The sequence below is a fragment of the Erythrobacter sp. SCSIO 43205 genome, assembly GCF_019904235.1.
Classification (GTDB): Bacteria; Pseudomonadota; Alphaproteobacteria; order Sphingomonadales; family Sphingomonadaceae; genus Erythrobacter.
In genome coordinates, this window is record NZ_CP063202.1 from 1,308,720 (window position 1) to 1,331,305 (window position 22,586).

Below are 22,586 nucleotides of genomic sequence, written 5' to 3' on the forward strand. Positions count from 1 at the left end.
TGCTCGCCTCAAGGAATGATCGAGCGCGACTGGAGCCCGCGCGACCAATCGAGCGCGGCGGACATCGAAGGTGACATCGAGGCAGCGAGCGCGTTCTCGATCATCGCGGTCTTCTCGATGATCTGCATGATCGCCGAGACCTTGGCCTGTCCGGTGGCCTGCCGCTGGACGAGACCAGAGCGCACCTCGGCGACCTGGCCGCGCCAGATTGCAAGCTTGGCTTCGTCGGCGGCGATGAAGCTCGCCATCGAGCGCCCGGCTTCCGACACAATGCGGTCGAGGATTGCATATAGGAGGTCGATACTGGCGATCTCGGCGAGCGTGTCGCGATCGTCGGTGGGCATGCCGCGACCATAAGCGGCCTCGACCGTGAGGATCTTGTACAAGGGGACCGAGGCGACCTGCAGCAGTTCCTTCTCTGCATTCCCGATCGCGGTATCGGTGCGGATTGCATCGACCATGTTGCCGATGAGGAGCGCGACGCGCGGGCGGATGGCCTTGGCGTTGGAAAGACTCATCTGCTCGAATGTAGGATTGAGGCAGAGATCGGTCTCGTCGCAGCGAAACACGCGCACGGTCTGGCCCTGTGTCCCGTCGAGCAGCGCGCTCACCAGAGTTGAGGACGCATCGCCCGCAAAAGGAACAAACTTGCCTGCCTCGTCGTCCTTGGGCGGCACGTAGATCACCGTGCCGATGAGCGTCATCGCGTATTCGGCAAGCTCGCGGTCGAATGTCCCGCCGGGATTGAAGAAGGCGCTCTTTTTGAGGACGTGCCAGGTGTAGTTGCGGGCTACACCCGGATTGATGTCGGCGTAGTCGGTACCGGCGCCCTCGTTGGTCGAAGCGCGCTGGCCGCGTGTGCCGCAGCCGTGCTTGGCCGCGGCATAGTCGGTGAAGATGCCTTCGGAATTGCCGATCGCTTCGCAGATCGCCTTGTCGGCGAGATCGCCTTTGGGCCAGAGGCCTCCGACCAGCCCCTGCGCCATTTCGCAGGAGTTGATCGACAGGTTGTTCATGAGCTGAGCCTTCTGGCTGAACTCCTGCATGATCTTGTTGCACTCGGGACAGACGGTATCGATCGCAAGACTGAAGGCGAACCCGACCGCGTTGTTCGCCACGGCTTTCAAGAGCGCGACCATCTCGCTTGCATTGATGAAGGAAAAAGAGCCGGCGAAGATATCTATCCCGCCGCAGCCGGCGCGGGCTCGAGGGAGTTGAAGATTGGCGATATTGGTCGTCTTCTGCGGGAAGCGCGTCCAGACATTGCCGAGGCTGTAATAGCCCGCCGACTGGCCTTCGAAGGCGGTCGGGCCGGTTACATTGGCCGCAGCGCCCATGTCGTCCATGAATCGGTCCATGCTGTCGCCGACATTGGCGGCGACAGGTGAGGTGACCATGCTGGCAGCGGCGAGGGTCAGCGCCGCATTGCGAATGCTAGAAATCATGTCCGGCTTCCTTCGAGGTGAGGAGGTAGATGCGGTCCTGGAGCTCGTCGGCCGAGAGCACGCCGTAACCGATCGGGATCGGTCGCTTGGTCACGCTGTCCCACAGCACAAGCGCCGGGGTGGCCTTGCCTTCAAGACCGAGCCTGGCGCGCTGGTTGGTCTCGACGCGGTAGTGGGGAAAGTGTCGCGAGGGACCGCCATCGGTCGAAATCGCGCGAACCGTAATGCGCCAGCGGTCGGCGACGCCTTTGACGATCGGGCTCATCACTTCGCACGGCCCGCAGGTGGCGCTGAAGAAATAGAACAGGCCGTAGCGCTGCGACAGCCGTGCCATGACGTTGTCGCGCTCGGCGCTGCGGGCATCCTGCCACTGCTTCTTGGCGACCGCTCCGACCGGGCGTTCGAGCGTGTAGTCGAGTTCCGGGTCCTGCCAGATCGCGCGTTGCCAGACGTCGGAGAACAGCGAGGCGCGGTCGAGCTGCGCGCGCTGGAAACGGATATAGGCCGCGACATTGGCTTCGGTCGGATAGAGGATCGCGCGTGCTTTCAACTCGCGCAGCTCGGACGTGATCGCGTCGAGTTCTTGGCTGGCCGGGACCGGTTCGACCTCGGATTTTTGCGGCTCTTCTTCAGGAACGGGTTTGACGCAGTAGAACCAGTAACCGAGCTTGCGCTCTTTGCAATAGAGTGCGTCGGCCGCGGTGGTCGATGGAGTGTCTTGCCGCTCCTGGCTATAGGCCGAGGTCACGGGAAGGGCAGTCAGGCCCAGGGCCAGCGCCGCCATGCGATAGAGATGGGTCATGGGCCGCCCCTTGCGTAGTAGTCGTCAATCTTCTGCTGAATGAGGATGCTGGTTTCGAGTTCGTCGGGCAGCCGCGCGGCTTCGGTGAACTCGGCGTAGACTTCGCTGAAATCCATCCGGGAAAGATCGAGCTGCGCGAACTCGTCGAGAGTGAACCCCTCGCATTGTTCTTCTTTGGGCTTGTCCCAGGGCTTGGGGAGTTGCTTGCGACCCTGTTCCTGCAGGATGCGCGAGAGCTTGCTCTCAAAGCAGCAATAGGCCTTCTTCTTGGTCAGGCAGACGCCGAGAAATTTCTTCGAACAGTATGTGCCGACATAGGCGCAGAGGCCTTGCGCATCGCGCTGGTGGAGCAGCACTTCCTCGCGGTCGCAGCCGAGCGCGACCAGCAGGCTGATCCCCGGAATGAGCGGGAAACCCTTGCCCTTACAGCAATTGAGCACGCCGAAGACCTTGGACGAGCAGGTGTTTCGGGTGCCGCGGAACAGGGTGAGCGTGTTGGGATCGAATTGTCCGCGCGCCTCGTCCATCGCATGGAGCGCGGTGACCGCATCCTTGAACTCGTCATTCGCGGTGCGCTCGATCGTCTCGCAGCTGCCGTCGATGCAATAGACATCGCCGTCGCAAACATACTGCGTGGTGTTGTCGGTATCGGGCAGCGGGCATTCGTAGATGCGCTCCCAAGTCTCGCATGGGATCTCGTCGGTGAGGCATTCCTCGCGGACAAACCGGCAGGTGCCCTGGCTTTCGATATCCGAGCAATCGGTTGCCGCTTCGCGCGAGGTGCAGGTGTAGCTGCGCTGCCATTCCCAGCAGGGCCGGGTGACCGAGACGCCATCGACCACGCGGGTTTGTGGATCTGAATCGGTGCAAATCTCTGCGTCGAGCGTGCAGTCGCCATTGTCGGCAAAGCCCGTGCACTGGCTCTCGTCTGGAACGGTGTCGACCGTGCTGTCGGTGGTTACCGCATAGGGCGTGTAACGGGCATCGGGCGCATCGCAGGAGATTTCGGCGATCGGATCGCCAGGCTCGGTGCAGTAGCGGGTAAACTGGTCCTGCCACCATTGCAGACATGGACCTGGGCGATAGCCGGTTATGCGGCACGAGCCGCCATCGAATGCGGAGCACCATGGAAGTCCCTGATAGATGCCGGTGTCGTTGCAGAGGTAATGCCATTGCTGGCGCTGGGTCACCTTGGCAGCGAGTGGAACCGCGCATTGGCCCGCCGACTGGTCGATCCGCGTGCCGGTGTTGCAGGTCGCGGTGTACGTTCCCGCCGAGCCCGAGCCGGGCGGCAGGGCAACGCATTTGCCCTGGCTGCCCGAGATCTCCATGCCGCTGGTGTAGTCGAGCGGCGTCTCGTTGATCGCGAGGCTTCGCGCGATCACGTCTTCAATGTCTTGCCTGTCGAAACGCGCGCGGTTGGCGATGCTGTCGCGCATCGCGCGATAGCCCTGGTGTCCGGTGGCCGCCGCCCCGGCATTGCTCTCGATCCGGTCGGGATTATCGGCGAGCGTTTCAAGGTCGCGCACTGCGTTGCGATCATAATTGGGGAGGGTGGATGCGTTGGGCTGCGACCTGGCGGCTGCCTGCGCTTCGCTGCGCAGGCTTTCGCCAAAGGCCTTTCCCTCGGCCCGCGCGTCCTGTTGCTGCGCGGAGAGGGGCGCGGCGACGGCCAGAAAGGCAAGCAGTCCAAGGCGAAGCGATTGGGTGGGTCTCATGGCCGCTCTCCTTCGAGGCGGCGGAGATGCATGCGTGCGAGCTGCGCGCCCGGACCGCGTCCCGAAGCAAAGGTATCGAGCACTTCGGCAACGCTGATATTGCCTGCAATGCGGTCGTGCGGCGGGATGATATCGCTGCAGTTGAACCCGTCGCAGGGGGCGAAGTCGCTCGCGATCATAACGAAGCTCGGCGCGACCTCGATATCGAAGGCGCGGAACAGGCGCGGGTCTATCCCGAGCGCACCGGCCTCGCTACCATCGCTCCAGATCGCAGCGATGCGCTTCTTGAAGCGCGCGCTGTCGCCTTGCGGGAATCCGCGCAGCACGGTGACGCCGCCGGCTCTCGAGACATCGCGCACCAGCGCCTTGAGCGATGGTTCGGGCATTCCCAGCGAAGCGAAGGCAATGAACCGGGGCGTCTCGCCCATCGCTGCCAATTCCGCATCGGCCTGAGCGCGGATCATGCCATCAAGATCGAGCGGGCCGGTATCCGCAGTCGCTTGCGCCGTTTCTGCATAGGCTGTGCGGTTATCATAGGCCGTTTGCTGAGCGGCGCGCGCGTCTTCTGCCAGCGCATCGGCCTTGGTCCTTACCGACGTGGCGAGCGCTTCGGCATCGGCAGTATGCTCACTGGCGCGAGCGCGGATTTCAGCAAGATCGAGTTCGGGCGAACTCTCCTGCGCAGACGCGGCGGCAAAGGCGGCGGCGGTTGCAAGGCTGATAGTGACGAGCAGGGGGAAGGCGTTTCTCATAGCGCGCAGCAATTCCTCTTGCGCCAGACGAGGTATCCCATGTCTTCGCCGATGGCGGGAATGACCTGTCCGGGGGACTGGAAGGTGGTGGAGGCACCGATGGGCGGGCAGGCGTAACGGCCCTTGGTTGCCGGATTGGGATTGGTGGCCTGGAAGCGGTATTGCTGCTTGCGCATCACCGGCATCAGATATTTTCCGCAAAGACCTTTGGAGCCCATCGTGCCCCACGAGACGAGTTCGCGGTGGAGCTTGTAGGCAAAGCGCGAGAGCACGAGCCGCGAGGCCTGGACGTGTCCGATCGAGGCCGAGACATTGCCGTTCATCGGATACATCGAACCCTGGCAGCCTGCGCACCAGAACATTTCGTCGAGCGGCAGGTTAGCGGTCGATGCAGCGCAATCCGCCGCGCAGGCGGCGAGCGCCAGCGGGTTGGCGAAGAGAACCGCTTCGGGGTTGATGATCGCGGTAAGCTCGCTGTCCTGCCACAGCGGATCGATCTCGGAGATATAGAGGATGTCGATCGAACCCGGCTCGAGGCACAGGAAATCGGCAACGATCTCCATCCAGTAGATCAGCGGATAGGCGTACCAGTGGACGTGCCAGCTCGAATAATACTGACTCGCGCCGCCCACCGCCGAGGGACCCGAGATTGAGCGGAAGCCGATATCGAAGCCGGGATCGAGCTTCATCCCGCCCAAATTGACGAAGCACCACGGCTTCATGCTGACATCGGCAAGCCGCACCGGCTCCCAGAACCCCATCGCGATGCCGGGCCGGAGCCCGCACAGACACACGGGCAGGTCGGGGTTGTCGGGATCGGGACGGTTGCTCGGCCAGATCTCGAGCCCGCCGACAGATATCGGGAACAGGCACGACCAGCAGATGTCGGTGATCGGATTGACGAACTGCCCGGTGCATTTGCCCGGACCGGCATCGGCTGAGGCCGGTGAGGAAAGAGCGAGCGACAATGCCGCTGTAACGAGGATGAGGAAGGCGCGGATGCTGCTCATGGCTGGGCCTTTCGGGGCGGCAGCGCGATCTCGCTCACTTCGAGGACGCGCCCGTTCTGGCGCACGCGCGCGGGGACGGCCTTGATGCCAAATTTCTCGGTGAGCTTTCCGCGCTGGTCGAAATAGAAGCGGCGCTGGCGGGCCTTCATCAGCTCGAGCGGTGCGCCTTTCACGAGGATCAGCTTGGCATTGGCGTCCTGTCTCAGTGCCCAGCGGATCTGCGCCGGATCATCGCCGTCGAGGAACAGGAGGTCGGAACGTAGCTTGACGCTGTCGAGCGGATTGACCTGCGTTCCGGCAGCATGGATCAGTTCGCCTTTGGCGCCGCGGATATCGGCGGCAAGCGTGATCGTCGGATCGAACGGCCAGCTGCGATTTTCGCTCGCGCGGATCAGGCCGCCGACTGGGTCAGGCCGGTTGACCCGCGCGATGGTGCGTCGCTTCAATTCCTGGTTGAGCCGGGCAGTCTCGCCCGAGGCTTCCATTGCGGTGAGGCGCGAATGTATTTGTTCCAAGAGGTCGCGCTCGATGACCGGGAAGACCGCGCCGCGTTGACCATAGTCGCGTGCCTGAAGGCTTGCCGGGAGTGCAGCGAGGAGAAGTGCACCCAGCGGAAGGAGGGAACGCATCACAGGATCGCCCTCCCGCTGCCGAGGATTTGCCCGCGACACACGAGCCCGATCTCTGCGTAGCGGCTGTCGAGGCCGCGCGGATGGCCCGTTCCGGTGTAGTAGCAATTGTCCGGTATCGCGCCTTCGGGACCGCGCGTGAGCGGAATGCCAAGGCGGGTGACCTCAAGCCGCGTCGCGACCTTCTTGCCATTGATGAACACTCCATCGTCCTCGTGGCGCACGATATCGCCGGGCATGCCCAGCACGCGCTTGCCGAACATTTGCGGTGCTTGACCGAAATGTGTCTCGACGAGTTCGCTTCGCGGCGGCTCGAAGAATATCAGGCTACCGCGCGCGATTGGTGCCTTTTTATCGAGCCAGAAAGCCCAGTTGGGGAGGCTCGGGCTGGCATTGATGAGGAAGGCGTGGTCCTTGCTGAAAGCATCGAGCGGTGCCCAAGCAAAAGGCAGCAGGACGAGGCCGGACAGAAGCAAGGGGCGGCGCAAGCGGAGTGGCAGTCTCATGGCTGCTCTCCATCTTCGAGTGTCTTGGGATCAAGCTTTTGGGCGATACGGCGCTCGAGTTCGGGGGTCGCATCTTCGGCGGCCCCTGCAAGAACCGCTTCTGCCATCAGCAGCACGCGGCCATCGTTCCCCATCTCGGCAACCGCGTTTTCCGCAGCCTGGAGGTAGGCAAGGCTTGCGGCCTGAACCGCTGCCGGATCGGCATCGGCGCGCGCGGCCTCCTCGACGAAGCTTCCGATGGTTTCGGCGAGGCGGACGGTGACGATGCGCTGCTCAGGAGAGCTGGCGATCTCGCGCGTCACCCAGGCGCCCCAGAGCAGCGCCGCAACCAGGGCTGCGGTGGCTACCAGTTTGAGAGCGAGCGAATGCGAAGTGTGGACCTGATCAGACATGGGCAGGGTCTCCTTCATTGAGGCGGCGATCGAGACGGCGCAGGAAGGCGGGCATGCGCAGCAAGGCAAGGCCTCCGGCGGCAATGAGGAATGCGATCTGGAGGTCCTGCGCAAAGAAGCGGCGCGCGATCGGTTCGGCGGTGTGGTAATGGTCGGCGAGGTTGCCGAGCTGAGCGAAAAGCAATCCCAGGTCCCAGCCTGCTACAGCCAAAAACACGAACAGCGGCAGGCCGAGGACCAGAAGAAGCGTGGTAACTGCGAAGCCTGTAGTTTCGATCAGAACGAGACAGGTGCCCTGAAACAGCTCCAGCCAGTCGATGGGTTGACGATCAGGCCTTGCCGTCATTGGTGTCGGGAGCGGGACGCGGTCTACGAGCGTGGTGGTTTCGAGCGCCATTATGCAGCTCCTTCCACACCTGCGACCAGCGCGACCGCGCGCTCCAGTGGCATCCCGCTTTCGACATGGCGGTGGATCTCGGCATAGGTGTCGGGATCGGAGGAGAAGATGGTTGCCGAGAGCGGATCGAGCACGAGCCGTCCGACGGCCTCCATCTCCGGACCTTTCAGATAGATCTCGCTGTATTCGGTGCCCGAGCGCTTCAGGCTGCGGATCAGCGTCTCGGTCCGGTCGTCCATGTCGAGCCGCGCTTCCTTGCGGAAATCGGCAATGGTCTCGGGCTTCTGCTGGAGCACCAGCATCCAGTCGCTGTTTTCAAGCGCGGCGCGCGCGCCATCGGACTTGTAATAGTCGTTCAAGGACTGAGTGGCGGTCGCAAGCGCGCCGCCATATTTGCGCGCGGTGCGGGCGTAGGTCTCGACGAACTCTCCCATCGAGCCGCCCTTGAGCATGGCCCAGGCTTCATCGATCAGCAGCAGTTTCTTGGTCGCGCGCGAGCTGCGCGTCATCGCCTGGCCGGTCATGAACATGATCGCCGAGAGGACGACGCTTCTGAGTTCCTCGCGGCTCGCAAGGTCGCTCATCTCGAACACGGTAAAATCGTCTTCGAGCGCGAAACTTGCTTTTCCCGAGAAGAACCCGGCATAGCTCCCACCGCGGCAGAAGGGCGCGATCGCGGTGGCGAGATCTTTGCCCGCCTCGTTGTCGCTAGAATGGAGGGCATGCGCGACATCGTCGATCGCGCCGCCGCTGCCGAGCGCTTCCCACACCTGCGTCACCGCCCGGTCGATGAGGCCGCGTTCGGTGTCCGAGGGTGCTGCACTCGGCCGTGCCATCTGGCCGACGATCGCCTTGATCATCGCAAAGCAATCGAGCCGGTAATCCTCGTCCTCATGCGCGCGGGCATCATCGACCATCGAGAAGGGGTTCAATGAGAAGCCCGAGGCAAGCGTGAACTCGACGAAGCGGCCACCCTGCAATTTGACCGAATGCTCAAAGCTGCGCCCGTCATCGATCACGACAACCTTGGCGCCGGCACCGCGCAAGGCAGTGCACAGCTCCTGCAGCAGCACCGACTTACCCGAGCCAGACTTCCCGCAGATCGCGATGTTGTGGTTGCCTGCCTTGTTTTCGAAGGGCGACCAGAAGAAAGGCTGGCCGCGTCGTCCAAGCAGCAGCAGATGCGGGATCTCGCCGCCCAGATATTCGCCCTGCATCGGCGCGATGTTGGCAGCCGTGGTCGACAGCATGGTCCGAAAGCGCTTGAGGCGCGCCATGTCGTGGACGAGCCCGTCGGCAAGGCTCAGGGGGAAGGCGGCGACGAGACCCTGCAATTGCAGGAAACGCTCGTCGGAAATGTCCCATCCGGCCGCCTTGTAGATCGCCTTGACCGTGCGCTCATGCGCATCGCCTTCGCCGAGCGGTGAAATGGTGGTGAGGCCGTAGAAGAGCTTGACCAGCTTCTTGCCCGCCTGGAGTTCGGCCTGGACGTGCTTCCACTCCGCCGATTGCTCGGAAAGCCTTGGCAGGAAGCGCGCGCTCTTGGTCTCCGAAAGGCTGGTGGTGCGCATGAATTTGTAGCCTGCGCGCGCTGCTGCCGCTTCCTGGTCGGGATAGTGCAGGCACAGCATGGTTGCGGCGGGGCATGGGAAGCGCAGCTTGTCGGTGAACATATCGCCGATGAGCCGCGCGCACTCCCATGGCGCCCAGCGCTCGGGGGTCGAGCGCACGCCGTAATGGCGCACATCGAAGCGGTCAGGATAGCACTCGCCCATTTGCGGCACGCCATCGCGCGTGCGCCCGGTCTCGCGGAAACGCTCGGTGCGCAGGATCAGGCGGTCGTCCTCGACTTCGAGTTCGATGTCGCGGCGGATCGCCTGTTGATCGAGCGTGTCTTCGCGGTTCCAGTGCGTGCGTTCGGGTTCACGCGCTGTGGTTGGCGAGGTCAGTTCATCGACCAGTTCGAGCAGACCCGCCGGTTCGAGAGCGTTCGACGCGAGCCCCAAAGAATTGAGCATCCCCATGAGCCCGTCGCGGCATTCGGTGAGCTCTGCGTCGTTGACATGGCCCGGAACCGGGACGCCCAGCGAGACGATCAGGCGGACATGGCGCGCGTGGAACGGCGCATGCGCAGAGCCCGATTGCCACACGAGATCGTAGAGCCGGTTGGTGCGTGCTTTCGCAATGGCTTCGTAGATGCCGCCCTGTTCGTAGCGCGGCGCGAACCAGGGTCCAACGATCGCGCCGATACGCGGGGAAGCAAAGTTCAGGACTTGCAGGCACGCGCCTTGTGGCAGGCTCTCGGAAAAGAACTGGCCAAGTATCTCGCCGGTGCGCTCGTCCGCACCGATCAGCGGGGTCACCTCGAGCACAAAGCCTTTCGAATGCGCGTTGCGATAAAGACCGGGGCCCTCATCGTAGACGCGATAGGGCAGCCAGTCTGACAGCATGTCGAGCGAGAAGTGCGCTTGGGGATGGTCGGCGCGCTTGGCGTCGCCGAACACTCCGGAGAGCAGCGCATCGCGCGCGGAAGCAAGCGAGAGATTCATCGCGCCTCTCCTTCGGGCGTAACAGGGTGGGGCACCCGGCCGGGGGAGGGGGGACGGCCAGGTGCCCCGGGTACCGGCGCTGAAGCGCCGGGCAGCTCCGGCGAACCCTGGGAGGGGATGACCAGGACGTCCGGAAGCTGCTGGGGGAGGGAAGAAGAAACGGTGTCGGCGCCAGTTGCGTCGCCGGTGTCGGAAGTGTCGGGCGAGTTCTGACTGGTGCGGCCGAGCGCGCGCAGGACATCGCCGGTCGAAAGCGGGGCTCGCCAGCTCGATGCAGATTTCTCTGCAAGGGGCACGTGGACCACGCGCGCTTCGTGCTCGCGCCCGTTCGCGTCACGCCAGGCTGCGAGAACGACGCGCAAGGTGCGACCATTCGTAGCTAGCGTGGAAGAAGCCTTCGTGCCCTGTGGTTGCAAGGCTTTCGTCGCCTGCTCGTCGATCGCAGAGGTAGGTGCGCAGCTACCTTCGGGTGCGCGGCAGGCGAAATCGCCTTTGACGTTGCTGCCGAGCGTCGTGCAGCCGCCGATTGTCAAAGCAAGGCTTGTCAGCGCGCCGAGTTTGATGAGGCGCGGGCTCATTGTTCAGTTCCCGGCTTGGCGCCTGCGAACTTCTTCAGCGTTGCCGCATCGCGGTAGCCGTGGAGGACTGCGCCGTCGCTCGCGCGCACAATCACCGGGGTTCCGGCAAAGCCATTGGCACGCGCGAAGGCTTCGTTGGCATCGAGCGCCTCGCCAGCGTCGCAATCGGCCTGGGCCGAAGGTGCGCGCCCGGCATAGGCAGCATGGAGCGCCCTTGCCTTGTCCTTGGCGCAGAGCACGCCTTCAGACATTCGCCGGCTCGATGCGCCGAAGATCGAGATCGGGCGCTCCTCGACCAGCACGCCGGCCTTTTCGAGCTCGCCGGTCAGCCGCTGGCAATAGCCGCATTGGAAATCGGAGAAGACAACGAGACGCGGCCCTTTGCGGTTGCCCCAGACGACCGCGCCATCCTTGGGCAGGCCTGAGAGGTCCACCCTGGTTTTCGCGGGCGAGGTTCGCGGTTCGGGAGAACGCGTCTCCGCACGGCCTGCCGCCCGCGCTGCCCCGGCAGCGAGCAGGTCCGGATTGAGCTCGAGCAGCCGAGCGGCAGTGACGTCGCGACGCTCTTCGAGGTCGTAGAGACGCCCGACGAAAAGATAGCGGGCGGCCTCGTCGATATAGAACAGGCTCTCGCCCGAGACGACTTCGCACCACGGCGCGAATGTCGTGCAGTCGAGCGCGTCGATCGGCGTCTTGGGCAGGCGCAACTTCAAGGCCTGTGCGACATCACGCGCAATAGCAGCCTGAGCCGGCATGGCGGTGACCACCGCAACGCCGCTGGTAAGCAGCGCCGCTGCGCTGGCTGCGGCAAGCGAGAGGTGGGCGAAGCGGGACTTCAGACCCGGCCGGAATTCGTTAAAGTTCATTGAGAAGTGCTCCTGACATGGACGCCGTCGAGGAAGACGATCTCGACTGCGATGCCGGTCGGCATCTCGACGACGGGTTGATACTGTTCTGCGCGTTCGATGAGGTATTTGCTGACCGTGTCGGCCGCTTCGCCCGCGCCCTGGCCGAAGCCGCCTGCAAGGATGTCGGTGGGGGACAGTGCCTCGCGCGCGCCGTCTTCGCCGACACGCCCTGCAAAGACGCCGTTGGCGTTGGCCGAGAAACCGCGTCCGAAGCCGCCGACGATCCCGGCGAGCAGAGCCTGGCTGACAAGACTGCCTTCGCGGCTGACGACGCGGCCGCGCACGCCGGACTTTCCGGCAAAAGCGATGAACCCTTTGACCTCGCTGACCGCGTAGCGACCGCCGGGCTGCGCGCAGGTCATGCGTACGAGCTTGACGTAAACCTTCTCGGACGAGAGATCGCCGCGCGCTGCGCCATTGACCAGGCAGCCGGTTAGATCGGTGGTAAGCAACCGATTGCCCTTGAGCACCGAGCGTGCAGGTCCGGTGATGCGCAGCACCACGGGAAGCGGATCGCTCTGGCTGGTGACGCCTGTCGATGCGTCGACGCCGACGATTACGGTCGCAGGCGCATAACTGTTGGGCGGCAGGTAGTCGCGGCTTGCCTCGAGCAGCAGCAGCGGCGAGCCATCGCTCGATCTCGCATGTGAAGCCTTCGCTTTCTCGCTCTCGAAGCTCAGCAGGCTCGCTTTGGGTTCGGCCAACGCTGTGGGATCGAGCGTAGAGGGCGGAAGGCCTGCCTGACGCGGATCGACAGGAGCAACCGGTGCGGTGGGCGGATTGGCCCGGACGGTCTCGAGCTCGCTGCGCAGCACCGCATTCTCCGCCGAGATTGCATCGATCGCCGCCTGGCCATCGCTCAGCATCCGCGCGTTCTCGCCGCGCAGGGTTTCGAGCTCCTGCTCGATCGCGCTCTTGGGAAGCTGGCTTTCCTGGAGATCCTTGATCGCCTTTCCCTGCGCGTCGAGGCGGTTGCCGTAGGTGGCAACGAACTCGCGCTGTGACAGATTGCGATTGACGAGGCCGCCGGTATCGATGGTGGTTGCACCGCCCTCTTCGCCGTCCTGCGCGTCCTCGCCGCCGAAGATGAACATCGACCCGGCGATCAGAGCGACTGCACCAATTCCGCCGAGCAATAGCTTCTGTCGCTGCGCGATCGCGGAGTTGAGCTTCGCGCGCTTGGCGTTGCCCTGGTCTTTGGCGCTTTGGCCTCCTGAGCCATGCGAGCTGTTGTCGGCCATTACTCGAGCCCTCCCTTGGCGAAGACGAGGAAGGCTTGTGTCGTCTCTCCGGGAGCAAGCGCGTCGCGGCCATAGGCAAAGGCAAGTGCGCCCGCAGGAGCCGCTCGCTCGCCGGCAAGATCGATGGGTTCGGAACCGAGGTTGCGCAGGGTGAATGCCTGGCCAGTCAGCTCGGCGCCTTCGTATTCGGCGACTTGCTGGACCTCGAGACTGCCCGTCCGGCGCGGTCGTGAAAGTGCAGCCCGTGCGCGAAACCCGGGCAGCACCGCGTCATTCGCCATGGCCTCGATCAGGCGAAGCGTGGCGTCATCGCGGCTCGGTGAGCCTTCTTCCCAGTCGGCGGCCTCGGACTTGGCAAGGGCCGGATTGGTGACGAAGAGCTGGCTCGCTTCCTCACCCTCGACGCGGCAGGCAAACTTGTACACATGGCCCGCGCTGCTGGTCGCGAAGAAGCTGACTCGGACGCTCGCATATTGCGGCGGCACCGAGACATAGATGTCACCGCGCACCGGCTCGTGGGTGACTTCGAAATCGTTGTAGGGAAAGCCGCTCGCCATCTTGGACACATTGGCGAAGCCGTCTTCGACGAGCGCGATGCGGGTGAGCGCACCGCGCGCCAGGACGCAGTCGATCGTTGCGCCATCGGCGGCCTCGAAGAACTGGTCCGCCTGGGCTGGCGTAGCAGATGCGAAAGTCAGTGCGGCGAGGGCGACGCTGGTCAGTGCGGCCGGGAAGGGACGGGCAAGGAGACTCATAGGTCTACCTCCTCGGTGGTGTTGGGAAGCTGGCGGAAACCCGAGAGGCCGAGACTGAGACCGCGGCGGTTCCAGGTGAATTCGAAGCTGCGCTCCTGGCTCGCGATGACTTGCGCTCCGACAAAGGTCTTGAGCGTGCCGGTCACAGTGGAGGTCAGCGCCTCGGTATCGACGTGCATCGACGCGATGACGAAGGCCTGGCTGATATCCGAACCGCGCTGCTCGTCGACGATTTTGACGAGCTCGGCCTTGAGGTGTCCGCGCGCTGACGGGTCGGCCACCTTCAGGATCTGCTCCATCCAGTAGTCGAGGCTTTCGGGCGCGCGGTTAAGGAGCATCAGCGCGGTGTCGCGGGTAACAATCTCGAGATAGTGCGCTTCGATACCGCCGCTGCTGAGCGCGATCCGCTCGGACGTGATGGGAACAAGCACGAGCGTTTCGTTGCGCGTTGCCGCCGCGCCGACCGCGAGCACGGTGGTGAGACCGAGCACACCGGCAAGCGCTGCAAAACGATTGCGCTGCTTCAAATGTCGCTGCGCTTCCTCGTAGGCGAATTCGTGGTTCATGGATGTCCTCCCTCAGCCTGCGAGCAGGCGGCAATGGGAGGGCGGCGTGGCTTTCAAACCGAGGAAGCTCCCCGGCAGATACCAGTAGGCAGCGTGCACCAGTTTCGACCCTGCACCTGACGCCTTCGCCTTTCGAAGGGCAAACCAGGTAATTCCAGAAAGGACCGTGCCGATGATGATGTGCTGTGCCAGGATGCCCCAGGCGAACGGGACAAGAAGTCCCGCAAACTCGTCGATGGTCCAGAAGCCGATCAGTTCTGGATCGTCGAGCCGCCTTGGAACGAGGTATGTGTTGGCCATGCCGCCCTCCTGTCGAGACCTGCGATCAGATGGTCGCGGTCACGACCGAGGTGACGATCGGAACGCCGGTGCCGACACCGATGCCGACGCCCACTGGCACTGCGACCTGTCCGAGCGCGAAACGGCCTGAAGCAAGCGCGATAAGGCCGCCGGCAAGGCTGAGGACGGTGATGATCTTGCCGCCTGAGCCTTCGAGGAAGTCGGTAAATTTCTGCAGCGCAGGGTCGAAGGTCGTATCCGCGCCGGCATAGGCTGCGCTGGCGCAGGCAAGAGCTATGGCAGCGGGAAGAAAGTAGTCGCGGGCGCGAACGCTGTTCTTGTGGTGTTGCGGAAGGGTGCTTGCTTTGGTCATTGAGGAACTCCGTTTCAAACATTGGCAGCGATGCGTTCGCTGTATGTTCTTTCCTCGATCCAAAGGGAGGGTGTAGGAAACTCCGATCGTGACTGGGCCGATCAATGACCAGGCGAAAAGCGACAATTTTCCGCGATCGGCTGCGAATTGCGCTCTCAGGTCGTGGTCCTGCATCTCGATGACCGAGATATGCGCCGCGGGTGACGGGTATTGCGCTTTGACGACCGGCTTCTGCGCGAATCAAGATTCGGCGACGATCCGCCTCATCCTATAAGTTCTATCTTTGTTCTTTTCACTTTCCTACAGTCTTCCTGCTCGGTTAGCGCGACTCTTTAGTTGAGCAATCCTTAGGAAGGTCCATTGGTCAGTCCCGACAAGTCCGCAGGCAAACAACTGCATGAAGGTCTCGCCAGCTTACTGGCTGCCACTGTCTCGAACAGCGGCAAGACTCGCATCGAGATTGCCCGTCAAACATCAATCCATAAGGATGCGCTCCGCCGCATCCTGACCGGCGAACGGGCAGCCTCACTTGCTGAAGCATCGCACATATTGAACGCCTGCGGGGTCGATCCGAAGCTGTCGCTTGCGCTTTTCATACTGACCGACGCGGACCAGGCGATCCAGTGGATCGATACCGAGGTCGGCGACTTCCTCGGCGCATTCTTTACCGGACTACCCGTCGCCTTGACCTGCGAACTCGGCTCAAGGCTGCAGGAAGTGCGGCCACGCTGGGCGAAGGGAACAGCGCAAAGGCTCGCACGCCTCCTCTCCGATCACATTGATGATCTCGAACGAAGAGACGCACTCTATATCGAGAACGTCAACGGGAGGGTCGATGACTAAACCGGAAACTCCACTCTCGGGCGGTCCGGCGAACGCCGTTGACTATGTTGCGGAGCCATCAGAGCGGCTGTTGCGCCTTCCTGAAGTCATGGAGCGCGTAGGCCTCAGGCGCACAGCTATCTACCAGAGAATGAGGGAAGGGCGGTTTCCGCAATCGAGGTCGCTCGGGTCTCGCTGCACCGTCTGGGTGGAGTCCGAAGTCAACGACTGGATCGCTCGTATCAAAAGGTCTTGAAAGCGTCTGGACTGGGCTTGCTCCTCTATCGAGCTGACGCATCAAGCCATGGCTAAGTTTAGCCTCGTATAACGCGCACATTATCCGGATAATTCCGGTTTCACAAAAATCAGGCAACATGTGCGATTGCCATATCGAGCCGCGATACGGATCTTATTTCGATCGGAATTGCGACAATCTATCCCAAACAAGCACCCTTGGCCGAGCCAGTGGTTGGTCGGCCAAGGGTGACGCTTTTCTTGTGCGAAAAGTTTCGCAGGCTTACTGCTTCGTGATCGCGGTGATCGTGTTGCCTTCATCGGTCGCCTCGACCGTGAATTTGATCGCATCGCCAACCGAGATGTCGCCGCGCACTTCCTCGCTGGCATCAAATGCCATGACCATCTGCGGCCAGCCCAGTTCTGCAACGGGTTCATGATCGACGGTGATGGTGCCTGCCTCGGCATCGATGGCGGTGACGGTTCCTACAGCGCTGGCCGTTTTTGCGCCATCAACCGCATCCATCGCCGACATGTCGTGTCCTTCCATCGCCATCCCGTCCATCGGCATGTCTTCCATGGTCTCTGTTTCCTGCGCGCTATCGCAAGCAGCGAGGGCCAGGGGCGCAGCAAGCAGCATCATAAGGGTTGAGGTACGCATTCAGTTTCTCCTTCAGATTGTGGTGACCGCTCGGGCCGGGGGCGCCGCATCAAGAGGTATGCGGCGGGAATAACGAACATGGACAGCAGCGGGGCGGTGATCATGCCGCCGACCATCGGCGCGGCTATGCGGCTCATGACCTCCGATCCCGCTCCGGTTCCAATCAGGATCGGGAAGAGACCGGCGAGTATGACGGCCACCGTCATCGCCTTGGGGCGGACGCGTAGCAGCGCGCCTTCCCTGATGGCTTCGCCCACGTCTTCCGCATCGAGTTCGCCTCGGCCCTTGGCAAGCGCAGACTTGAGATAGATCAGCATGATAACGCCGAACTCGGCCGACACGCCGGCGAGGGCAATGAAACCCACCGACGTGGCGACCGACTGGTTGTAGCCCATCAGGTAGAGCAGCCAGAACCCGCCGGTAAGGGCGAAGGGCAGCGTGCCCATGACAAGCAGCGCTTCGTCGAACCGTCGGAAGATCAAATAGAGCAGGACGAAAATGATGCCGAGCGTTGCGGGAATGACGACCTGCAACCGTTCATTGGCGCGAGTGAGATACTCAAACTGCCCCGCATAAGAGATGCTTACGCCCGCAGGCAGATCGACGCCCTCCGACACCGCTGCCTGAAGGTCGCTTACGACAGAACTGAGGTCACGTCCCCGTGTGTCGACATAGACCACGCTGATCAGACGTCCTTGCTCGTTCTTGAGCATCGGTGGGCCATCGCTGACGCTCACCTGTGCAACTGTACCCAGAGTAATCTGCTGCCCGGACGGAGTAAGCAAAGGAAGCGCGCGCAGTTCACCGATGCTGTCGCGGATCTCGCGCGGATAGCGCACATTGATCGGATATCGCGCCAGCCCTTCGACGGTCCGCCCGATATTCGCGCCGCCAATCGCACCCGACACGATCTGCTGAACATCGGCGATATTCAGCCCGAAACGCGCTGCGGCGACCCGGTCGATGTCCACATCGACATAGCGGCCTCCCGAAAGACGCTCTGCCAAGGCGGAACTGACGCCGGGAACCTGTTTCGCGACGTTCTCGACCTGCAACGCCACGCGCTCGATCTCGGCGAGGTCTTCACCGGACACTTTTACCCCGATCGGGCTCTTGATACCGGTCGCCAGCATATCGATGCGGTTACGGATCGGCGGAACCCACACATTGGCGAGGCCTGGCACCTGCACAGCCTGGTCCAGCTCTTCGACGAGCTTCTCCGGCGTCATTCCGGGCCGCCACTCTTCGCGAGGTTTGAAACGGATAGTCGTCTCGAACATCGTGAGCGGCGCCGGATCGGTCGCGGTGTCCGCACGCCCTGCCTTCCCGAACACGGTCTCGACTTCGGGAACGGATTTGATCAACCGATCGGTCCGCTGAAGCAAGGCCGAGGCCTCACCCGGTGACAGGCCGGGCAGCGCGCTCGGCATGTAGAGCAAGTCGCCCTCGTCGAGCGGTGGCAGGAATTCACCGCCAAGACGGGTGAACGGGACCAGCGTTGTAAGGAACACGAGCCCTGCCACGACCAGAGTGGTCTTGGGCCGGCTGAGCACCCAATCGAGACCCGGCCGATAGACCTTGGTCAGAGCACGGTTGAGGAGATTGGTATCCTCCTTGGGGATTTTCCCGCGAATGAGCCAGCCCATCAGGACGGGCACGAGGGTTACCGACAGGATCGCCGCCGCTGCCATGGCATAGGTCTTGGTGAACGCCAGCGGCGAAAAGAGGCGCCCCTCCTGAGCCTGCAGTGTGAACACCGGCAGGAACGAGAGGGTTATGATCAGAAGGCTGAAGAAGAGCGCTGGCCCCACCTCTTTCGAGGCTTCGGCGATCAGCTTCCAGCGCTCGTTATCGGACAGCTCTTCATCCGGGTGATCCTCTTCCCAATGCTCGATATGCTTGTGCGCGTTCTCAATCATGACGATGGCCGCATCGACCATCGCGCCAATGGCGATGGCAATCCCGCCAAGGGACATGATGTTGGCATCCACGCCTTGGAAACGCATTACAATGAAGGCGGCCAAAACCCCTAGCGGGAGCGTTACGATGGCGACAAACGCGGATCTGACGTGCCACAGGAACAGAGCGCAGACGATCGCGACGATTATGAATTCGGCGATGAGTTTGCCGGTCAAATTGTCGATCGAGGCGTCGATGAGCTTCGATCGATCATAGGTCGTGACAATCTCGACCCCTTCGGGAAGACTGGGCTTGAGTACTTCCAGCCTCTCTTCAACTGCTGCGATGGTAGCGCGTGCATCCTCGCCTTGCCTGAGGACGACGATGCCGCCTGCGACCTCGCCTTCACCGTTGAGTTCGGCAATGCCGCGCCGCATTTCTGGGCCAAGCTGGATCGTGGCGACATCGGATAAGGTGACAGGGATACCGTTCCCGACCGATTTGAGCGGGATTTGCCTGAAGTCTTCGAGGGACGTGAGATAGCCCGAGGCGCGGACCATGAATTCCGCCTCACCCATTTCGACAACCGAGCCGCCGGCCTCCTGATTGGACGCCTGGATCGCGCGCACGACATCGCTGTGGGTGACGCCGAGCGAAGCCATCCGATAGGGTTCCAGCACGACCTGGTATTGCTTGACCATACCGCCGACGCTGGCGACCTCAGCGATGCCGGGAATGGTCTGGAGCTCATAGCGAAGGAACCAGTCCTGAAGGCTGCGAAGGTCGGCGAGATCGCTGTTCCCCGTTCGGTCGACGAGAGCATATTCGTATATCCAGCCCACGCCCGTTGCGTCCGGCCCCAGCGAGCTGGTCACACCTTCAGGCAGCTCATTTTGCACCTGGTTGAGATATTCGAGCACGCGCGAGCGTGCCCAGTAGAGGTCAGTCCCGTCCTCGAAAATCACATAGACGAAGCTGTCGCCGAACATCGAATAGCCGCGCACTGTCTCAGCGCCCGGCACCGAGAGCATCGTGGTTGCTAGAGGGTACGTGACCTGATCCTCGACGATGCGCGGAGCCTGACCCGGATAATTCGAGCGCACCACGACCTGCACGTCGGACAGATCGGGGATCGCATCGACAGGCGTTGCGCGGACCGCCCAGAAACCGCCGAGTGTGACCGCGATAGCCGCCAGAACGATGAAGAACCGGTTGGCAATCGATGCATCGATTATCCGCGCGATCATTGATCGACCTTCCGGATGGATTCGATCCGCGGACCGGTGTCATGCTGCGAGAAGGTGAATTGGACATCATCGCCCGGTTCGAGACCCTCGACCAGAGAGGCGTCGGCTAGGGCAAAGGGCATCACCATGCTTGGCCATTCGAGCTCGGGAACCGGCGCGTGATTGAGAGTGATCGAAGCGCCCGCGATCTTCGTGACGCTTCCCGTGGCGGTGTAGGTTTTCATCTTTGCCGGGCCGTCGGCCGCCATGCTCATGGTTCCGTCGATCGACCGGATATCAATCCCTGCGAGGCTTGCTTCAGAATCGATCAGGAACTGCCCCGAGGTGACAACCTGCTCGCCTTCGGCGAGCCCTTTCAGAATCTCGGTCCTGCCATTCGCCTCGCGTCCGATTTCTACCTCGGCGGGAAGGAAGGCACCTTCATCCTGCTTGAGCATCACGAGATTGCGGCGGCCAGTCCGGATGACGGCCTCGGACGGGACCAGCAAGGCTCGCCGTGTGTCGGGTGAAAGCGACACTTGCGCAAACATGCCCGGTTTCAATCTTCCGCGCGGGTTCGAGAGCTCGGCCCTGACGGTGATCGTTCGGCTCGCAGCATCGGCGCTCGGAAGGATCGCGACAATCCGGCCTGCAAACCGCTCATCCGGAAACGCTGCCAGCGCCGCACTGATCGACTGACCCTGCCGAACACTTGCGGCCTGGGTTTCAGGAACCGAAGCTTCAAGCCAGATTGGCGAGAAGCCTGTGATCTCTGCAAGTGTCTGACCTTCCATCACCGTCATGCCTGGGCGCACGCCGAGCATGGTTACAGCGCCGCCCGCAGGCGCGGTGACAGTGAACGTGTTCTGGACGCGGCGCGTGCGTTCGACGGACGCGATCATCGCGTTTGTCATTCCGAGCAATCGCATGCGCTGCCGCATGGCATCGCCGAGCGTCTGATCTCCGGTATCGAGTACGGCGAGGTACTCGCGCTGCGCGCCGCCCCAGTCAGGGACCAGAATATCGACGATCGGGGCGCCGCGTCCGACGACATCGTCCTGCGCAAGGCCATAGGTCCGTTGAACATAGCCCCCCGCTCGCGGCTGAACGATGGCAACATTGCGGCTGTTGTAGGCCAACACACCTGTTACGGTGATTTCAGGCTCGAGGACTCCGAATTCGGCTGCCGATGTGCGAATGCCGAAGTTCTGGACCAGCCCCGGGTCAATCTGGACTCCGGCTTCCGCAGCTTCTCCGGCGCATTTGGGCACCAGCATCATATCCATGAAGGGGGATTTGCCGGGTTCGTCAAAGCGCTGGCCAGGCACCATCGGATCGTACCAATAGAGCACGTCCTCGCACTCTGCCTCAGCGGAACCAGACATCCCACCCTCGCTGTCACCGACTACGAGCGAAAGCGCATATCCCGCACCGAGGCTGACAAGCGCGACGGCTGCGATGATTGCGTAGGTCCGTTTCGAGAGACCCGAGCTGTTGACCGCATCGCTCATGGCTGTTGCTCCCCATAGGTCAAGCGAAGCATCTCGGCCCATTCCACCGTGGCGGCCTCGCGTTCGAAAATTTCAAGATCGACCAAGGCCAGGTCCGCCTTTGCCGCAATCACATCGATCAGGTCTGCGTTACCGGCAGCAAAACTTGCCGTTTCCAGTTCGACCCGTTGCCGGGCCAGCGGAAGCAATTCATCGCGCGCACGTTCCCATTGGCGCTTTGCACTGCGCCACGATGCGAGATCGGATTCGAATTGCACCCGCAGAGCCCGCAAACGATCATCGCGCTCTGCCTGCGCTGCAGCGGCTTCTGCTTCGGCGGCACGAATGCGCGGCTTTTGACGTCGATCGGTGAAGATGGGCAGAGTAACCGATCCCATGACAGAGAAGGCGTCACCGAAGGCTGGATCGCGTCGCCCATAATTCACGCTCACTCCAAAGTCGGGGCGCAAGTCAGCGCGCGCCATGTCCGCGTTTGCTTGCGCGCGTCCGGTGGCGGCATCGGCAAGACGAATGACTGGGTTGAGATCCAGTGCTTGCTCGAGGCTTTCTTGGTCGACATCAGCCGCTGGTGCATTTCCCGAGATAGTGGGATCGTCTGTGTGAATGTAGCTCGAGAGCATGGCACGTGCGGCATCTCTCTCGGCTTCAATTCTTGTGATCGCATCTTCGATGACCAGAAGCTCTCGGCGAATGGCGAGGCTTTCGGCCGGACGAGCCGATCCCGAAGCGACGGCGCTGTTCGCCACCGGCTGAAGCCTGCGCAGATCGCTGAGAGCCGTATGCGCGAAGGCGAGTTTTTCCTCCGCATAATACAGGTCGATCCAGGCAGTTGACGTGGCGATATCGATCCGCTGCTGCGCAACCCCAAATCGCATTTGCGCGAGCGCTACATCTGACTCCGCTACGTCTCGACGGGCTCTGCGCCGGGCCAGGTTCGGGATTGGTTGCTCAATGCCAACAGCAATCTGCGTTGGAAGCTGGCGATCAAACTCGAACGCTACTGGCCCTGTAATTGGCAAGTTTGCAATCCCGCCACGCAGCACAGGATCGGGCAGTTCATCTGCGGCTTCCGAGGCATCTCGCGTGCCGTCGATACGCAATTGCGCGGCCTGGAGCAGCGGCTGATCTTCGCGCGCTGCTCGCAAGGCTTCTTCATAGCCAATTGGCTGCGCAAGCACCACCTGCGCTGGCATCAGGGCGGCGGCAAGGATACCGCCTATGGACCGTTTCATGGAAAAATCTCACTTGATGTGCGTGCCGAGGTCCGACGGCAATGACGGTGCATTGCAGCGCTGAGACCGCGCAATCAGAAGGGGCAATTCGCCTTCAGGTT

General features: G+C 62.5%; 23 protein-coding genes. 2 read left to right on the forward strand and 21 right to left on the reverse strand.

What is annotated here, in order from left to right; genetic code table 11:
- Window positions 1-8: 8 nt before the first annotated feature.
- Genes INR77_RS06040 through INR77_RS06120 form a run of 17 tightly spaced genes read right to left on the reverse strand, consistent with a single transcriptional unit; the run spans window position 9 to window position 14,900 of the window.
- Entirely contained in the window at window positions 9-1,445 is a 1,437-nt protein-coding gene (locus INR77_RS06040; RefSeq protein WP_223073029.1) for a conjugal transfer protein TraH, read from the reverse strand.
- Window positions 1,435-2,247: a conjugal transfer protein TraF gene (locus tag INR77_RS06045; RefSeq protein ID WP_223073030.1), complete on the reverse strand. Its 813-nt coding sequence runs from the start codon at window positions 2,245-2,247 to the stop codon at window positions 1,435-1,437. Before INR77_RS06045 ends, INR77_RS06040 begins: the two co-directional genes overlap by 11 nt.
- Entirely contained in the window at window positions 2,244-3,965 is a 1,722-nt protein-coding gene (locus INR77_RS06050; RefSeq protein ID WP_223073031.1) for a conjugal transfer protein TraN, read from the reverse strand. Before INR77_RS06050 ends, INR77_RS06045 begins: the two co-directional genes overlap by 4 nt.
- Complete coding sequence (gene trbC, locus INR77_RS06055; protein WP_034953493.1) at window positions 3,962-4,717, reverse strand: type-F conjugative transfer system pilin assembly protein TrbC; 756 nt, start codon at window positions 4,715-4,717, stop codon at window positions 3,962-3,964. The genes INR77_RS06050 and trbC overlap by 4 nt, the downstream gene beginning before the upstream one ends.
- On the reverse strand, window positions 4,714-5,727 hold the full coding sequence (gene traU, locus INR77_RS06060; protein ID WP_034953496.1) for a conjugal transfer pilus assembly protein TraU: 1,014 nt from the start codon (window positions 5,725-5,727) through the stop codon (window positions 4,714-4,716). The genes trbC and traU overlap by 4 nt, the downstream gene beginning before the upstream one ends.
- On the reverse strand, window positions 5,724-6,356 hold the full coding sequence (gene traW, locus INR77_RS06065; protein WP_034953499.1) for a type-F conjugative transfer system protein TraW: 633 nt from the start codon (window positions 6,354-6,356) through the stop codon (window positions 5,724-5,726). Before traW ends, traU begins: the two co-directional genes overlap by 4 nt.
- Window positions 6,356-6,862, reverse strand: a complete 507-nt coding sequence (locus tag INR77_RS06070; protein ID WP_034953500.1) for a S26 family signal peptidase — start codon at window positions 6,860-6,862, stop codon at window positions 6,356-6,358. The genes traW and INR77_RS06070 overlap by 1 nt, the downstream gene beginning before the upstream one ends.
- The gene (locus INR77_RS06075) at window positions 6,859-7,254 is read right to left on the reverse strand and encodes a TrbI F-type domain-containing protein (RefSeq protein ID WP_223073032.1); all 396 of its coding nucleotides are present in this window, start codon (window positions 7,252-7,254) and stop codon (window positions 6,859-6,861) included. Before INR77_RS06075 ends, INR77_RS06070 begins: the two co-directional genes overlap by 4 nt.
- Complete coding sequence (locus INR77_RS06080; RefSeq protein ID WP_223073033.1) at window positions 7,247-7,651, reverse strand: hypothetical protein; 405 nt, start codon at window positions 7,649-7,651, stop codon at window positions 7,247-7,249. The genes INR77_RS06075 and INR77_RS06080 overlap by 8 nt, the downstream gene beginning before the upstream one ends.
- Complete coding sequence (gene traC, locus INR77_RS06085) at window positions 7,651-10,200, reverse strand: type IV secretion system protein TraC (RefSeq protein ID WP_223073034.1); 2,550 nt, start codon at window positions 10,198-10,200, stop codon at window positions 7,651-7,653. Before traC ends, INR77_RS06080 begins: the two co-directional genes overlap by 1 nt.
- A complete protein-coding gene (locus INR77_RS06090) occupies window positions 10,197-10,778 on the reverse strand; it encodes a hypothetical protein (protein ID WP_223073035.1) in 582 nt (193 codons plus the stop codon). The genes traC and INR77_RS06090 overlap by 4 nt, the downstream gene beginning before the upstream one ends.
- Window positions 10,775-11,644: a DsbC family protein gene (locus INR77_RS06095; RefSeq protein WP_223073036.1), complete on the reverse strand. Its 870-nt coding sequence runs from the start codon at window positions 11,642-11,644 to the stop codon at window positions 10,775-10,777. Before INR77_RS06095 ends, INR77_RS06090 begins: the two co-directional genes overlap by 4 nt.
- Window positions 11,641-12,927: a TraB/VirB10 family protein gene (locus INR77_RS06100; protein ID WP_034953506.1), complete on the reverse strand. Its 1,287-nt coding sequence runs from the start codon at window positions 12,925-12,927 to the stop codon at window positions 11,641-11,643. Before INR77_RS06100 ends, INR77_RS06095 begins: the two co-directional genes overlap by 4 nt.
- The gene (locus INR77_RS06105) at window positions 12,927-13,682 is read right to left on the reverse strand and encodes a type-F conjugative transfer system secretin TraK (RefSeq protein WP_034953507.1); all 756 of its coding nucleotides are present in this window, start codon (window positions 13,680-13,682) and stop codon (window positions 12,927-12,929) included. Before INR77_RS06105 ends, INR77_RS06100 begins: the two co-directional genes overlap by 1 nt.
- Entirely contained in the window at window positions 13,679-14,248 is a 570-nt protein-coding gene (locus INR77_RS06110) for a type IV conjugative transfer system protein TraE (protein WP_223073037.1), read from the reverse strand. Before INR77_RS06110 ends, INR77_RS06105 begins: the two co-directional genes overlap by 4 nt.
- 12 nt (window positions 14,249-14,260) lie before the next feature.
- Window positions 14,261-14,548 (reverse strand): type IV conjugative transfer system protein TraL, encoded by a 288-nt coding sequence (traL, locus tag INR77_RS06115; RefSeq protein ID WP_034953510.1) that lies wholly within the window; start codon window positions 14,546-14,548, stop codon window positions 14,261-14,263.
- Window positions 14,549-14,573: 25 nt separating this feature from the next.
- On the reverse strand, window positions 14,574-14,900 hold the full coding sequence (locus INR77_RS06120; protein WP_034953512.1) for a TrbC/VirB2 family protein: 327 nt from the start codon (window positions 14,898-14,900) through the stop codon (window positions 14,574-14,576).
- A 360-nt stretch (window positions 14,901-15,260) separates the two neighbouring features.
- Between INR77_RS06120 and INR77_RS06125 the strand changes: the two genes are divergently transcribed.
- Together INR77_RS06125 and INR77_RS06130 are read left to right on the forward strand one after the other, a co-directional pair.
- Window positions 15,261-15,743, forward strand: a complete 483-nt coding sequence (locus INR77_RS06125; protein ID WP_034953514.1) for a helix-turn-helix transcriptional regulator — start codon at window positions 15,261-15,263, stop codon at window positions 15,741-15,743.
- Window positions 15,736-15,978: an AlpA family transcriptional regulator gene (locus INR77_RS06130; protein WP_082831456.1), complete on the forward strand. Its 243-nt coding sequence runs from the start codon at window positions 15,736-15,738 to the stop codon at window positions 15,976-15,978. Before INR77_RS06125 ends, INR77_RS06130 begins: the two co-directional genes overlap by 8 nt.
- Before the next feature lie 261 nt (window positions 15,979-16,239).
- On the opposite strand, the gene INR77_RS06135 is transcribed toward INR77_RS06130, so the two are convergent.
- From INR77_RS06135 to INR77_RS06150, 4 genes are read right to left on the reverse strand one after another with little or no spacing between them, the layout of a single operon-like run.
- Window positions 16,240-16,617: a copper-binding protein gene (locus INR77_RS06135; RefSeq protein ID WP_234715563.1), complete on the reverse strand. Its 378-nt coding sequence runs from the start codon at window positions 16,615-16,617 to the stop codon at window positions 16,240-16,242.
- Entirely contained in the window at window positions 16,596-19,763 is a 3,168-nt protein-coding gene (locus tag INR77_RS06140) for an efflux RND transporter permease subunit (protein WP_223073038.1), read from the reverse strand. Before INR77_RS06140 ends, INR77_RS06135 begins: the two co-directional genes overlap by 22 nt.
- Window positions 19,760-21,253, reverse strand: a complete 1,494-nt coding sequence (locus INR77_RS06145; RefSeq protein ID WP_223073039.1) for an efflux RND transporter periplasmic adaptor subunit — start codon at window positions 21,251-21,253, stop codon at window positions 19,760-19,762. Before INR77_RS06145 ends, INR77_RS06140 begins: the two co-directional genes overlap by 4 nt.
- On the reverse strand, window positions 21,250-22,485 hold the full coding sequence (locus INR77_RS06150; protein WP_223073040.1) for a TolC family protein: 1,236 nt from the start codon (window positions 22,483-22,485) through the stop codon (window positions 21,250-21,252). The genes INR77_RS06145 and INR77_RS06150 overlap by 4 nt, the downstream gene beginning before the upstream one ends.
- Between the last annotated feature and the right edge of the window lie 101 nt (window positions 22,486-22,586).

Coding starts and splice junctions, on each gene's coding strand:
- INR77_RS06040 (WP_223073029.1), bottom strand. CDS start 1,445: ATGATTTCTAGCATTCGCAATGCGGCGCTGACCCTCGCCGCTGCCAGC.
- INR77_RS06045 (WP_223073030.1), bottom strand. CDS start 2,247: ATGACCCATCTCTATCGCATGGCGGCGCTGGCCCTGGGCCTGACTGCC.
- INR77_RS06050 (WP_223073031.1), bottom strand. CDS start 3,965: ATGAGACCCACCCAATCGCTTCGCCTTGGACTGCTTGCCTTTCTGGCC.
- trbC (WP_034953493.1), bottom strand. CDS start 4,717: ATGAGAAACGCCTTCCCCCTGCTCGTCACTATCAGCCTTGCAACCGCC.
- traU (WP_034953496.1), bottom strand. CDS start 5,727: ATGAGCAGCATCCGCGCCTTCCTCATCCTCGTTACAGCGGCATTGTCG.
- traW (WP_034953499.1), bottom strand. CDS start 6,356: ATGCGTTCCCTCCTTCCGCTGGGTGCACTTCTCCTCGCTGCACTCCCG.
- INR77_RS06070 (WP_034953500.1), bottom strand. CDS start 6,862: ATGAGACTGCCACTCCGCTTGCGCCGCCCCTTGCTTCTGTCCGGCCTC.
- INR77_RS06075 (WP_223073032.1), bottom strand. CDS start 7,254: ATGTCTGATCAGGTCCACACTTCGCATTCGCTCGCTCTCAAACTGGTA.
- INR77_RS06080 (WP_223073033.1), bottom strand. CDS start 7,651: ATGGCGCTCGAAACCACCACGCTCGTAGACCGCGTCCCGCTCCCGACA.
- traC (WP_223073034.1), bottom strand. CDS start 10,200: ATGAATCTCTCGCTTGCTTCCGCGCGCGATGCGCTGCTCTCCGGAGTG.
- INR77_RS06090 (WP_223073035.1), bottom strand. CDS start 10,778: ATGAGCCCGCGCCTCATCAAACTCGGCGCGCTGACAAGCCTTGCTTTG.
- INR77_RS06095 (WP_223073036.1), bottom strand. CDS start 11,644: ATGAACTTTAACGAATTCCGGCCGGGTCTGAAGTCCCGCTTCGCCCAC.
- INR77_RS06100 (WP_034953506.1), bottom strand. CDS start 12,927: ATGGCCGACAACAGCTCGCATGGCTCAGGAGGCCAAAGCGCCAAAGAC.
- INR77_RS06105 (WP_034953507.1), bottom strand. CDS start 13,682: ATGAGTCTCCTTGCCCGTCCCTTCCCGGCCGCACTGACCAGCGTCGCC.
- INR77_RS06110 (WP_223073037.1), bottom strand. CDS start 14,248: ATGAACCACGAATTCGCCTACGAGGAAGCGCAGCGACATTTGAAGCAG.
- traL (WP_034953510.1), bottom strand. CDS start 14,548: ATGGCCAACACATACCTCGTTCCAAGGCGGCTCGACGATCCAGAACTG.
- INR77_RS06120 (WP_034953512.1), bottom strand. CDS start 14,900: ATGACCAAAGCAAGCACCCTTCCGCAACACCACAAGAACAGCGTTCGC.
- INR77_RS06130 (WP_082831456.1), top strand. CDS start 15,736: ATGACTAAACCGGAAACTCCACTCTCGGGCGGTCCGGCGAACGCCGTT.
- INR77_RS06135 (WP_234715563.1), bottom strand. CDS start 16,617: ATGCGTACCTCAACCCTTATGATGCTGCTTGCTGCGCCCCTGGCCCTC.
- INR77_RS06140 (WP_223073038.1), bottom strand. CDS start 19,763: ATGATCGCGCGGATAATCGATGCATCGATTGCCAACCGGTTCTTCATC.
- INR77_RS06145 (WP_223073039.1), bottom strand. CDS start 21,253: ATGAGCGATGCGGTCAACAGCTCGGGTCTCTCGAAACGGACCTACGCA.
- INR77_RS06150 (WP_223073040.1), bottom strand. CDS start 22,485: ATGAAACGGTCCATAGGCGGTATCCTTGCCGCCGCCCTGATGCCAGCG.